Source organism: candidate division WOR-3 bacterium, from assembly GCA_039801725.1.
GTDB lineage: Bacteria > Hydrothermota > Tepidihabitantia > Tepidihabitantales > DTDR01 > DTDR01.
Map to the genome: position 1 here is coordinate 29875 of JBDRVE010000006.1, position 12670 is coordinate 42544.

Annotated in this window: 14 protein-coding genes; 9 read left to right on the forward strand and 5 right to left on the reverse strand. The window is 30.0% G+C overall.

What is annotated here, in order from left to right; all coding sequences use genetic code 11:
• Positions 1 to 166: 166 nt before the first annotated feature.
• From rbfA to ABIK75_02300, 6 genes are read left to right on the forward strand one after another with little or no spacing between them, the layout of a single operon-like run.
• The gene (gene rbfA / locus ABIK75_02275; GenBank protein MEO0089922.1) at positions 167 to 526 is read left to right on the forward strand and encodes a 30S ribosome-binding factor RbfA; all 360 of its coding nucleotides are present in this window, start codon (positions 167 to 169) and stop codon (positions 524 to 526) included.
• Positions 501 to 1370: a tRNA pseudouridine(55) synthase TruB gene (gene truB, locus ABIK75_02280; protein ID MEO0089923.1), complete on the forward strand. Its 870-nt coding sequence runs from the start codon at positions 501 to 503 to the stop codon at positions 1368 to 1370. The genes rbfA and truB overlap by 26 nt, the downstream gene beginning before the upstream one ends.
• Positions 1357 to 2325: a bifunctional riboflavin kinase/FAD synthetase gene (locus tag ABIK75_02285; GenBank protein MEO0089924.1), complete on the forward strand. Its 969-nt coding sequence runs from the start codon at positions 1357 to 1359 to the stop codon at positions 2323 to 2325. Before truB ends, ABIK75_02285 begins: the two co-directional genes overlap by 14 nt.
• Positions 2286 to 2474 (forward strand): 50S ribosomal protein L28, encoded by a 189-nt coding sequence (gene rpmB, locus ABIK75_02290; GenBank protein ID MEO0089925.1) that lies wholly within the window; start codon positions 2286 to 2288, stop codon positions 2472 to 2474. Before ABIK75_02285 ends, rpmB begins: the two co-directional genes overlap by 40 nt.
• 9 nt (positions 2475 to 2483) lie before the next feature.
• The gene (locus ABIK75_02295) at positions 2484 to 3434 is read left to right on the forward strand and encodes a GDP-mannose 4,6-dehydratase (GenBank protein MEO0089926.1); all 951 of its coding nucleotides are present in this window, start codon (positions 2484 to 2486) and stop codon (positions 3432 to 3434) included.
• On the forward strand, positions 3435 to 4370 hold the full coding sequence (locus tag ABIK75_02300) for a GDP-mannose 4,6-dehydratase (protein MEO0089927.1): 936 nt from the start codon (positions 3435 to 3437) through the stop codon (positions 4368 to 4370).
• Here ABIK75_02300 and ABIK75_02305 read toward each other — a convergent pair.
• Genes ABIK75_02305 through rimP form a run of 5 tightly spaced genes read right to left on the reverse strand, consistent with a single transcriptional unit; the run spans position 4357 to position 8831 of the window.
• Entirely contained in the window at positions 4357 to 4755 is a 399-nt protein-coding gene (locus ABIK75_02305) for a secondary thiamine-phosphate synthase enzyme YjbQ (GenBank protein ID MEO0089928.1), read from the reverse strand. The two genes, ABIK75_02300 and ABIK75_02305, sit on opposite strands and share 14 nt — an antisense overlap.
• Before the next feature lie 2 nt (positions 4756 to 4757).
• A complete protein-coding gene (locus ABIK75_02310) occupies positions 4758 to 5042 on the reverse strand; it encodes a DUF503 domain-containing protein (protein ID MEO0089929.1) in 285 nt (94 codons plus the stop codon).
• Positions 5043 to 7082, reverse strand: a complete 2040-nt coding sequence (infB, locus tag ABIK75_02315; protein ID MEO0089930.1) for a translation initiation factor IF-2 — start codon at positions 7080 to 7082, stop codon at positions 5043 to 5045.
• Positions 7083 to 7086: 4 nt separating this feature from the next.
• Positions 7087 to 8364: a transcription termination factor NusA gene (gene nusA, locus ABIK75_02320; protein MEO0089931.1), complete on the reverse strand. Its 1278-nt coding sequence runs from the start codon at positions 8362 to 8364 to the stop codon at positions 7087 to 7089.
• Positions 8361 to 8831 carry a ribosome maturation factor RimP gene (gene rimP / locus ABIK75_02325; GenBank protein MEO0089932.1) on the reverse strand — a complete coding sequence of 157 codons (471 nt, stop codon included), beginning with the start codon at positions 8829 to 8831 and terminating at the stop codon, positions 8361 to 8363. The genes nusA and rimP overlap by 4 nt, the downstream gene beginning before the upstream one ends.
• Positions 8832 to 9349: 518 nt before the next feature.
• Between rimP and ABIK75_02330 the strand changes: the two genes are divergently transcribed.
• The 3 genes from ABIK75_02330 to ABIK75_02340 are packed head-to-tail and all read left to right on the forward strand — an operon-like array spanning position 9350 to position 12547.
• Positions 9350 to 9565 (forward strand): hypothetical protein, encoded by a 216-nt coding sequence (locus ABIK75_02330; protein MEO0089933.1) that lies wholly within the window; start codon positions 9350 to 9352, stop codon positions 9563 to 9565.
• On the forward strand, positions 9489 to 11402 hold the full coding sequence (locus ABIK75_02335) for a hypothetical protein (GenBank protein MEO0089934.1): 1914 nt from the start codon (positions 9489 to 9491) through the stop codon (positions 11400 to 11402). Before ABIK75_02330 ends, ABIK75_02335 begins: the two co-directional genes overlap by 77 nt.
• 14 nt (positions 11403 to 11416) lie before the next feature.
• Complete coding sequence (locus tag ABIK75_02340; protein ID MEO0089935.1) at positions 11417 to 12547, forward strand: hypothetical protein; 1131 nt, start codon at positions 11417 to 11419, stop codon at positions 12545 to 12547.
• Positions 12548 to 12670: the final 123 nt, after the last annotated feature.

Genomic DNA, 12670 nt, shown 5'->3' on the forward strand with positions numbered 1-12670 from the left:
AGTTTTTTGTAAGAATAGTAGAGAATACCGATATGGGGATAACCCTATATCGGTATAAGTTCTTTGATTTTTAATGATTTAGAAGTATATACCCCCTCCCCCTATCAATAGAATATTTTGTTGTTTTTAATATTTACAAAATCATAATTTTTCATTATTATATATAATGAAGGAACGGGTTAAAAGGGTTAGCGAACTTTTAAAGGAAACTATTGCGGAAATAATTTTAAAAGAATTTGACAATCCTCATCTTGGTTTTATTACTATTACTGCAGTAAAAATGACGAAAGATTTAAAAAAAGCTACTATTTTTTTTACTTGTTATAATGAAGAGGAAGAATTGGAGGCAAAGAAAATTTTAAATAATAGTAAAGGCTATATAAAAGAAAGGTTATCAAGTAAAATTGTTTTAAAATATATGCCCGATTTAAAATTTGAACTGGATGAGGAATTAAAAAGGCAAGAAAAAATCGATAAATTACTTAAAGAATTGGAAAAAGATGCGAGGAATAGTTCTGGTGGATAAAGAAGTTGGTCTCTCTACTTATGATTTAATTAGAATTATAAAAAATCAATCCGGCAATAATTTTAAAATCGGCCATTCGGGAACTTTAGACCCCTTGGCTTGTGGTATTGTGGTTTTACTATTTAACGAAGCAACCAAAATAAGCAATTTTTTAATGGATTACGAAAAAGAATATGTGGGGGTAATAAAATTAGGGATAGTAACTGATACCGATGATATTACTGGTAAGATAATTGAAAAGAAAAAGGTGCCGAAGTTAAAAAAAGAAGAGATTTTAGAAATTTTGAGAAATTTTGTTGGGAAAATTCTTCAAGAACCGCCCAAATATTCGGCAATAAAAATTAATGGAGAACCAAGTTATCTAAGAGCAAGAAGAAAAGAGGAGATTATTCCCAAAAAGAGGTTGGTTGAATGTTATCAAATTGAACTGATTGATTATTTTCGGGATACCCTTTTGATAAAAACTGTGGTTGGCAAAGGGTTTTATTTACGCTCTTTGGCAAGAGATATTGGTAAAAAAATTGGTTGCGGTGGTACTTTGGCTGGCCTCAAAAGGCTTAGGATTGGTAAATGGCAACTTCAGGATTGTCTAAAAGCCTGGGAACTTAATTATGAAAATATTGAAAAAAATTTGATTCCTATCAGAGAGGCTCTTTATAAATTTAAAGAATATTTTTATGACAAAAAAACAATTGAAAATTTCAAAAGAGAAAAAAAACTTTCTTGTTCAGATGAGGGAAACGGTTATTGTAAAGTTATTTCTGACGATGAAAAAGTCTTAATTGTGGGAGAAAAAGAAGATAAATTAATAAAGTTTCTTAAATTAATCTATGAAGATAATTAACGGAAAGGAAGGGAAGGAGTTCAAAAATAGTGTGATTACTATTGGTAGTTTTGATGGGATTCATTTTGCTCATCAAGTTATAATTGAAAAAGTAATAAAAAGTAAAGAAAATTGGAAAACTTTTGCTGGTTTGGTTACTTTTGAACCTTTACCCTATGTCTATTTCCATCCCGATTTTCATTTTCTTTTAACACCTCTTTCTGAGAAGATTAGAATTTTAGAAAGTTTTGGTTTAGATTTTCTTTTTATTTATAATTTTAATGATTCTTTTGCCAACTTAGAACCTTTAGAATTTTTGAATAAATTAAAGAATGACTTAATGCCTAAAAAGATTGTAATTGGTGAAGATTTTCGATTTGGTAAAGAAAGAAGAGGAGATATCAGGTTTCTTAAGAATTTTTGTGAAAAAGAAGGAATATTAATTGAAATTCTCTCACCGATTAAAAAAAGCGGCATTGAAGTTAAGAGTACCACAATTCGAGAAAAATTGATATTGGGAAATATAAGAATTGCTAATCTTCTTTTAGGTAGAGAATACTCAATAAGAGGAAAGGTGATAAAAGGAGAAGGTAGGGGGGCTTTAATTGGCTATAAAACAGCTAATTTAGAATTATTAGAGAAAAACAAACTAATTCCTCAAGATGGAGTTTATGCTTGTAAAGTAATGATGGAAGGCGAAGAAAAGATTTATTTGGGAGTAGTAAACATAGGTGAAAGACCAACTTTCTCGGAAAGGAAAAGAAGCATTGAGGTTCACATTTTAAACTGGGAAAAATCTTTGTTGGGTAAAGAATTAGAAGTGTTTTTTATTCAGAAAATCAGACCAGAATTAAAATTTGAAAATGTGGAAGAATTGAAAGAAAAAATAAAAGAAGATATTGAAGAAAGTATTAAAATATTTAAAAAGGAGAAACTATGGGAAGAAAATGCGAAATTTGTGGAAAAACCCCGGTAGTTGGACACAATATTAGTCATGCGCACAATGTTACTAAAAGAAGATTCAACCCTAATCTCCAACGGATAAAAATCAAAATCGGTGAGAAAGTTAAAAAGGCATGGGTGTGTACCCGATGTATTAGAAGTAATAAAGTGACAAAGGCATAAGGAGGATTGATGAAAGTCCTGATTACTGGTATTACCGGTTTTGTTGGTAGTCATTTGGCAGAATATCTTTTGTCAAAGAATTACGAAGTCTATGGAACTTATCGTTGGCGCAGTCGAATGGAGAATATTATTCATATAAAGGAAAAACTTAAACTTTACGAGTGCGATTTAAAAGATGCCACCGCTGTTTATAATTTAATAAAAGAGATTAAACCGGATATGATTTTTCATTTAGCAGCCCAAAGTTATGTACCAATGTCTTGGGCTTGTCCTTCGGAGACGATTATTACCAATGTGGTTAGTCAAATTAACATTTTAGAAGCGGTCAGGAATTTAAAACTTGACTCTTTGATTCATATTGCCGGCTCTTCGGAAGAATATGGGTTAGTTTACGAAAACGAAATACCCATCAAAGAAACAAATCCCTTAAGGCCTTTAAGCCCTTATGGTGTAAGCAAAGTGGCTCAAGATTTACTCGGTTATCAATATTATAAAAGTTATAATTTAAAAATCATTAGAACCCGAGCCTTTAATCATGAAGGACCAAGAAGGGGAGAGGTATTTGTGACTTCTAATTTTGCTAAACAGATTGCCGAAATTGAAAAAGGAAAAAGAGAACCGATAATTTATGTTGGTAATCTTCAAGCCGTCCGAGATTTTACTGATGTTCGTGATGTGGTGCGGGCATATCATTTAGTATTAACTAAGGGAAGAGCAGGAGAAGTTTATAACATTGCTTCCGGAAAAGGTTATAAGATAAAGGAGATATTAGATTTTTATTTGGAAAAAAGTAAGGTTAAAGTGGAAGTAAGAGTAGAAGAAAAAAGATTAAGACCTTCTGATGTGGAATTACTAATCGGTGATGCTACTAAAATAAAAGAAGAATGTGGTTGGCAACCGGAAATACCAATTGAAAAAACTCTCGAAGATCTACTCAATTATTGGCGAGAAAGAGTATAAATGAAAATTTTAATAACTGGTAGCGAAGGATTTGCAGGTAGATATCTTTTTGATTTACTTGTTAGCAAAGGTTACGAAGTTTACGGAACTTACTATTATTCAACAGAAGAGATAAAAAATAATTATTATTTTTTAGATATTAGAAAAAGAGAAGAAGTGAAAAATTTGCTTGAAAAACTAAAACCGGAAGGAATTTTCCACCTTGCTGCTCAAACTTCGGTTGCTCTTTCTTATCAAGAGGAACATTTGACTTACGAAGTAAATACCTTAGGAACTTTAAATCTTCTTTGGGCAATAAAAGAATTAAGTCTAAACCCACGGTTCGTTTATATTTCTACTGCGGAAGTGTATGGTCAAGTAAAAGAAAGAAAAAAAGTAAAAGAGGAGGATGAAGTTAATCCAATAAGTCCTTATGCTTTAAGTAAATTTTTTGCCGAAAAGATTGTCCAATATTATGTGAAAGTTTATAATGTGGATGCTCTAATTTTAAGGCCTTTTAGTCATACGGGAATTGGCCAAAGAGAAAATTTCTTTTTTCCTTATTGTTGTAAAAAAATCGCAGAAATTGAGAAAAAGAAGGTTCCTCCTTTTTTAGAGGTTGGTAATTTAGAAATTGAAAGAGATTATTTAGCAGTAGAGGATGTTGTTGAGGCTTATTATCTGGCTTTTAAATATGGAGAAAAGGGCGAAATTTATAATATCACCAATAGTAAACCAATAAAATTGAAAGAGGCTTTAGAATTTTTATTGAACCAAACTAATATTGAAATCAAGATAATTTTTTCTAAAGAGAAAGAAAGAAAGAGCGATATCTTTTTTCTTTCAGGCGATAATACTAAATTTAAAAATCTAACAAACTTTGTTCCGCGTTTAGAAATCAAAGATACTTTATTAAAAATGCTTAATTATTACCGGAAGGAAGTTAATCAGGAATAATTTTGAGATAAATTTTTCTTTCCCGGGGACCGTCAAATTCACATAAAAAGACTCCTTGCCAAGTTCCCAAAATTAATTTTTTATTTTCAAAAAAAAGAATGGCAAAAGAGTTAATTAGAGAAGTTTTGATATGAGCATCGGCATTTCCTTCGGTATGCTCGTAAGAACCATTTTTAGGAATTAGTCGAGATAATACATTATTGATATCTCTAGTTACTGAAGGGTCATAATTTTCGTTAATAGTTATTCCGCAAGTAGTATGGGGAACATAAAGATAACAAATTCCCGAAGTGATTTCACTTTTGCTAATTACTTTTTCAATTTCCGAGGTAATATCCACGAAAGCAATTCTTTTTGGTGTGCTAATTTTTAAAGTATAATACATTATCAATAAAGTCTGTGGTATTGATGATCCAAAATTGTTAAATAAGGATAATTTTCTAAAAATTTAAGCAAATTACTTTTAGTTTTTAAAGAAGCATCATTAGAGTTGTTTACAAAGCAAATTGCTAATTTAGATCTTTGCCACAAATCCTGATAATCCATTTCTAATACCGAAACATTAAACTCTTTTTTTAAACGAGCAAATAAAGAATTAATAAACCTTCTTTTCTCTTTTAAAGATTGACCACATCCACAAAGACAATCAATGATCAACAGACCGACGGTCATTTATTCTTCTGTATAACATTCTAATATATCCTCTTCTTGGAGATCTTCAATTCCACCAATGCCGATTCCACATTCATAATTGGCTTCTACTTCTTTTACATCTTCTTTAAATCTTTTTAAAGAAGTTATTCTGCCTTTAAAAATTTCTTTATCCTTTCTGATAACCTTAACAATTCCGTCTCTTATTATTTTTCCCTCCAAAACAAAGGCTCCTGCTACTAGACCAACTCCTTTTATATTGAATACTTTTCTCACGATTGCTTTGCCAATCAATACCTCTTTCTTTTCTTCTTCTAAGAGACCTAACATGGCTGCTCGGATATCATCAATTGCTTGATAGATAATATTATAGGTTCTTATTTCAATCCTTTGTTGTTCAGCAATTTCTTTAGCATCACTCAAAGCACCAACATGATAACCAACAACGATCGCTTCCGAGGCAGCTGCTAATAGGATATCTGATTTAGTAATTGGCCCTACCCCGGCATGAATAATTTTAATTTTTATTTCTTCTAAAGATAGTTCTTCTAAAGCATGCTTTATCGCTTCTAAGGATCCCATTACATCGGCTTTTAAAACAATTTTTAATTCTTTTGTTTCGCCTTTTTGAATTTTTTCTTGAATTAATTGTAAAGTCAATTTTTTTTGTAGTTTAAATTTCTCACTTTGCTTTTGTAATTTTCGTCTTTGGGCGAGTTCCCGCGCGATCTTTTCATTTTCTACAACTATAAATTTCTCTCCCGGTTCGGGAATTTCTGAGAAGCCAATAATCTGGCAGGGATGAGCAGGATCGCTGAATTCAATCCTTTTAAATTTATCAGGAATAACATCAAAAATATCTCTTACTTTTCCATAAGTATCACCGCAAACAAAAAAGTCTCCCTTTTCAATTCTTCCCTCCTTTGTTAAAATAGTGGCAATGATACCTCGTCCTTTATCAACTCGACTATCAATTACTACTCCTTCTCCGGGACCATCAAAAGGAGCTTTAAGTTCTTTTGTGTGACTTATTAAGAGAATTGCATCCAATAGGTCATCAATTCCGTAACCGGTATAGGCGGAAGTTTCCACAGCGATGACATCGCCTCCGTAACCTTCTACCCTTACTCCGTAATTTGCCAACTGGGCTTTTACTCGTTCAGGATTAGCGTCATGAAGGTCAATTTTAGTTATGGCAACAATAATTGGTACCCCAGCGGCCCGAGCATGATTAATCGCTTCTTCTGTTTGGGGCTTTACTCCCTCATTGGCCGCCACTACCAAAATAGCAATGTCAGTTACTTGAATTCCTCTTGCTCTCATTGCAGTGAAGGCCTCATGTCCCGGAGTATCAAGAAAAATAATTTTTTCATTTTTATAATTCACCACTGAAACACCAACGTGTTGAGTAATTCTTCCGACCTCTTTTTCTGCGATTTTAGTATTTCGAATATAGTCGAGCAAGGTAGTTTTCCCGTGATCAACGTGACCAATAACAGTGACTACCGGTGGTCGCGGTAATAGAGGGACCTCTATTATTTTTTTTTCGAGGGGTATTTCTTCTTTTACTGTAATTTCTTTTTTAAATTCATCGGCAAGTAAATAAATAGTATCCAAATCTAACCGTTGATTAATAGTAGCAATTAATCCTAATTTTAGACAGGCTTTAATGATATCTGCTGGTAATACATCAAAAGCAGCAGCCAATTCGGAAACTGTCATAAAAGGAGTAACTTCGATTTTAAACTTTTCTGAGATTTTTGGTTCTTTTTTTTCAATTTTTTTTATTTTGGGTGTTGACTTTTGTATTTTGACGTCGTTTAATTTAACCTTTGGTTCTTTTTTTTCAATTTTTTTCTCTTCTTTTTTTTCAATTTTGCCAGTATATAATTTTTCTTCTTCTTTGATTTTTCTTCTTATTGCCTCATATTCTTCAGCGGTAACAAAGGAAGTATAGCCTCTTTCTTTAAAACCTAGTTCTTTTAATAAATTCACTACTGCTTTAGGTGAAAGATTGAGCCTTTTAGCAACTTCATTCACTTTCAGTCGTTCGTTTTTCATAAAATTAAGTTTCACCTTCTTCTTGAGAAGCCTGGGAGAAAAATTTTTCTTTTATTTTTTCTTCAATATCTTTTTTTAATTTCTTTACTTGCTCAATATCATAGTTAATAAATTTACTTATATTCTCATCAGGTGTAATTAACAAATCAAAAGCATTAATAATTTGGTTTTCTACTAGCTTTTCTAAAAGAATATCGGAAAGATCTAAATCTTTTAAAGAAATATTTTTAGCCTTTTCTTTAACTTGGCGGTCTAAATAGTCACTTAATTTTAAGATTTCGATATTCGCACCTGTTAAACGAGCAGCCAAATTTACATTTGTCCCCTTTTTCCCAACAGCAATTGGATAATCACTATCCGGAACAATTACGGTAAATTTATCATCTTCTTTTATTACCTCTTTTACTTTAGCCGGACTTAATGCCCGAGCGATAAAAATTTTTAAGTCTTTCGACCATTGAATAATATCAATTTTTTCTTCGCCCAATTCTTTTAAGACATTTTCAATTCTTGACCTTTTAAACCCTACACATGCTCCCACTGGATCTACTTTTTCATCTTCCGAATGGACAGCAATTTTAGTTCGAACGCCGGGAATCCGTGCAATTGCTTTTATTTGAATTATATTTTGTTGAAGTTCGGGAACTTCTTTTGCTAAAAGTTTCTTCACAAATTCTTGATGGGTTCTTGATAAATGAACTCTCGGTCCTAAGGGGGTTTTCTCAACTTTTACTACATAAGCTTTAATAACTGCTCCTTGGCGTAATCGGTCAGATTTTAAATAATCTTGAGGTAGAAGATAACCTTCCACAGCTCCTAAATTAACAATAACCTTATCTTTGGTAATTTGATAAATAGTACCGGAAATTATTTCTTTTTCTTTCTTTTTAAACTCTTCGTATAATTTATTTTTTTCTACTGAACGAAGGCGACTAACTAGTTCATCAGCTGTCTTTTGGATAGTTGATCGCCCCACTTCTTCTAAGGGTAAAGGTACTTTTATCTTTTCTCCGATTTGGACATCCGGTTTTATTTTTTTTGCCTCTTCTAAAGAAATTTCTTTACCCAATTTTATTGCTGATTCTACTACTGTTTTGTTCAAAAAAATTTTGATTTCTCCTTTTTCTAAATCGATATCTACTTCTGGTTCTGAATCTTGACCGTATCTTTTTTTAAGTCCAACGATTAAACTTTCTTTTAAAGCTTCGTTGACGTATAGAACATCAACATTTCTTTTACGGGCAATTTCACTAATATAATTTAAAATTTCTTCCTTTTTCATTTTTGAAATAACTCCCTTGTAGTTACTTTTACTTCTGCTTTTTTAACTTCTGAATAATTAATCACTGCAAGCTCTCCAGACTTAAAATTGGGTGCTTCCAGAACTTTTAAAGTGATTTGTTGGTCATTAGCATTAATAAGTTCTCCGTAAATATAATCGTTTTCTCTTTGAATCATCACTTTTTTCCCAACGGCTTTTTTAAAATGTTCCACATTTTTTAGTTTTCTTTCAATTCCTGGAGAAGAAACTTCTAAAATATAGGAATGGGGTATTAAGTCCAAAGCATCTAATCTTAAAGATAATAAATTGGATACTTCTTCACAGATGTTAATTGTTACTCCTCCCGGCATATCAATATAAACTCTTAAATTTTTGCCATCATATTCTACATCATATAGCTCCACTCCCATTTCACTCACTGTTTTAAAAATTAAATTATATATTTCTTCTGGCAATTTTTCTTTCATAAAAATAATTATAATAATAGTTAAATAAAAGTCAATATATTTTTCATAAATAAAAATTTTGATAATCTTATGATGTCACATTTTTTATAAGTTATTGATATTATGTGATTTAAATAATTCATACTTATTTAAAATTTATTTTGTCGCATTTTTATAAAAAAATTTATTTTTCATAAGGATAATTAGGGTTGATAAAAACTGAAAAATCAATAATCTTATTTATTTTTTATTTTTATTTTTGGCATAGTTTTTGATTAATTCTTTTTAAGAATTAGAAAGGTTCTTTGAAAATTGGGTAAAGGAAAAAAGGAAAATAAGATTGCTCGCATTTTCACCTCCTTACCATATTATGGGGATGTAGTGCTTTATTCAGAAAATCGAAGTTATAAATTTCCCGGTTCCATCGACTAAGCACTACATCCCTCAAATAAGATTCGGGGGTCTAAAATTAGCCTCCCTTTTGAGTTCATAGCCCAGTCCTCATTTTTAGGCCCCCGTTAAATTTGGGGGAGGAGGAGATGAAAAAGGGCGCTGGTACTGCTGAGCGAAACCGTTCAGAAAAAATAGAGGATGCCACCTCTTATAATATTTTAGAGGCGAAGAGAACGGAGCCAGCGTACCGGTTGCCCTTTTTGGAGGGATTGAAAGGAGGTGTGTGTGAAAAAAATTTTTCTTTTAATACTTTTTTTTCTTGCCTGTTTGGAAAAACCAAAGTTTCCCGAATGGGATACTGAGATTACCATTCCTTTATTGGAAAAAAATTTAACCATTTTTTCTTTTTTAGATTCTCATTATTTTAAAATAAATTCTGACTCAGTTTTTAATTTCTTTTATCAGAATGATTTTGATACAGTTTTTCCGATAACCAAGATTAATCTAAATATTAGTGGGTTTAATGCTTCTTATTATTTTAATAACTTTGAGATTTACGATACTTTTTATAATGAAATAACCGTTAATATTGAAGAGATTCTAGGAATAACAATTTTTGATAGTTTTGTTATTTTACCGCCGATAAATCAGCGAAAAAATTTGAAAAAAATTTTAAATCTTAATGATATTCGTAATGGTTTTATTGAAGAAATTTTTATGATAATAGAAATAGAAAATTATTCGCCCATAAATTTTGAATACTTTGAAATCGATTTTAATAATTTTTATATAAATTTAGAAAATATAAGAGCTAATTCTCAAAAAAAACACTCAGAAAAATTTAGTGATATATTTATCTCTTCTCCTTCTAACATCTTTTTAAATTATCAGATTTTAACTGAAGATTCAGTCTTGGTAAGAAAAAGGGATTTTTTAAAAATTATTATAAAATTTACTAAAATTAGATTAAGAGAAGGAGAGTTAAAATTAAAAAAGGCTTATTTAGAACATATCTACAATTATAATTTTGTTTCTTCTGGTTTTGAGTTAAGATCAGGAAAAATAAAAGAGGGCTTTTTAGAGTTGGAGTTTATTAATCAATTTCCTTTTCCCTTATTAATTTCTTTTAAGATTAAAGAAATAAATTATGAAAATAGTTTTAATATTTCTCCTTATACTTATAAAAAAATCTCTCTTCCTTTGGAAGGAAAAAGTATTAGGCAAAATTCTTTCGATAGAAAAGGAGGTCTAATTGTTCCTATAGAAATTAGCGCGCAAATTAATGATACAGGAAAATTTTTTAATATTAAAAAAGAAAATTATTTTTCTCTGACTGGTTGCATAGAAAATTTAAAATTTAAAGAAATTGAGGGTAATTTTTTATTTCCTTATTACTTTGTAAACAAGGAAGATTCGATAGTGATTAATTTTTTGGGTAATCCTAAAGGAATAAAATTTGAAAAGGGAGAGATATTATTAGAGTTTTGGTATAATATAAAAATGCCGATTAGAATTTTTCTTACCGGAAAGAGTATTAATCGCAATCAAGAAATTTGTTCTCTTTATAAAGAGATTTGTCTTCCAGTAGGCAATGGACAGCCGCTAAATAAATTAAGTGAAAGAATTGATATTACTAACTTGATAAATAATGGTCCCAGAATTTTAAAATTTAGTTATTCGGCAAAAATCGATGGCCAAGGGAAAATTGAGGAAAAAGATTTTGTTTTGTTAAATGTTTCCGTTGATATACCCTTAAAATTTTCTTTTGTTAAAGATACTTTCATTGCTTATAAAAAAGAAATTTTTATCAGCGGGGAAGAAAGTGAGAAAATTAAAAAAAATCTGTTAGGAGGAGAACTAATTGTTGAAGCAACGAACCATTTTCCCATTGGTTTTGATGGTTCATTGATAATAAAATCAAAAGAGGAGGGAGATTCAATTGTGTTTCCTTTTATGCTATTAAAAGGGGAGGTTTCCGAAAAAGGTTATTGTGAAAAAGAGAAAGAGAGTAAAATAATTTTAGAAATAAAAGAAGATCAGTTAGAAATTTTTAAGAAAGAGAAATTGGAGGCTTTGTTAAAGATTAATTTGCCCGAAAGTGACACTGTAGTTTTAAAACCGAACGATTTTTTAAGTTTTAAATCTTACGGGATATTAAAAATAAAAACAAAAGAGATGGTAAAATCTATTAAGAAATAATTAAAATAAATTAAATGACTTTTTATTTAATTTTAACATTTTTAAATTTTATCAATTTGTTTTCGGATAAAAGAATTTATTATCAGATTTTAGGTATTTCTTTTAATTTTTATAATAATACTTTTAGCGGTAAAGATTATAATTATTATAACGGTAAATATTTAAACGAAAAGGATAAAGAGGCTATTTTACAAGCTATTCCTTCGGAAGGTTGGAAATTATCTAGTGAAGGTTCCTTGTCCTTTTTGTCTCTTTCTTATCGTTTCTGGAATTTATCTGTTTCATTAAATACCAGGGGGAGAGGAAGGATTAAAAAAGAAATTTTTGAGTTACTTTTTTTTGGTAATAGATTAAATCAGATTTATCAAACTGAAGAAAATCGAGGAGAAGTTTTTGTTTTCTCCCAAATAAAAAATACCTTTTGTTTTTCTCTTAAAAATAAATGGAAAATAGGTTTTGGAATCAATTATTTGAAAGGTTACTATTATTTAAAGGCTGAAGATAATTATTTATACCTTTTGACTACTCAAAAATTTCTTAATCTCTATAATGAAATAAATTATAAAAAAAGTTTTGGTGGCAATGGTTTTGGTTTTGATATTGGTATTGGGAAGAAAATAGATGAAAAGTTTGGCGTTAAGATCATAATGGAAAATATAAACAACAAAATTTTTTGGCAGAAAGAAAATCACATTGGTAAAATTGTTTTAATAGTTGATTCTTTAAATTTCGATAAAATAAGTAAAGGTAATTATTATTTTTTTAACAAAGAAGAAAAAGAAACTATTCAATTCGTGAATCGACCTTTACCTTTTGAAATTAATTTATCTTGTGAAAATGTAATAAAAGATTTTTTAAAAATTAATTCTGGGATATCTTGGGCAGAAAAGGAATATGTTAAACTCCTCTCGAGATTAGATTATCAACCCTTTAATTTTTTAGGAATTATTAATTTCTTAAATCTTTATTTATTGACCGATAAAGATGCTTCTTTAGGAAGCCCTTCTTATGAAATTGGTATAGGTTTTAGAGTAATTATTAAAGATATCGATTTTTTCTTTTCCCACGAATATTATAAAGGATTTCTGCTTGGTGCTAAAGGATTTTCTTTTAAATTTCGTTTAGATTATAATTTTTCTTATTGAAATAAAACACTGACGGATAATTTATAGCAACGTTTCTTTTCGTAGTTTATTTACAAAAGATACTTACCTTGATTCCTAAAAGAAGCAAAAATTAGAAGTTTTATGCCATAGGGAGAAGAGGAA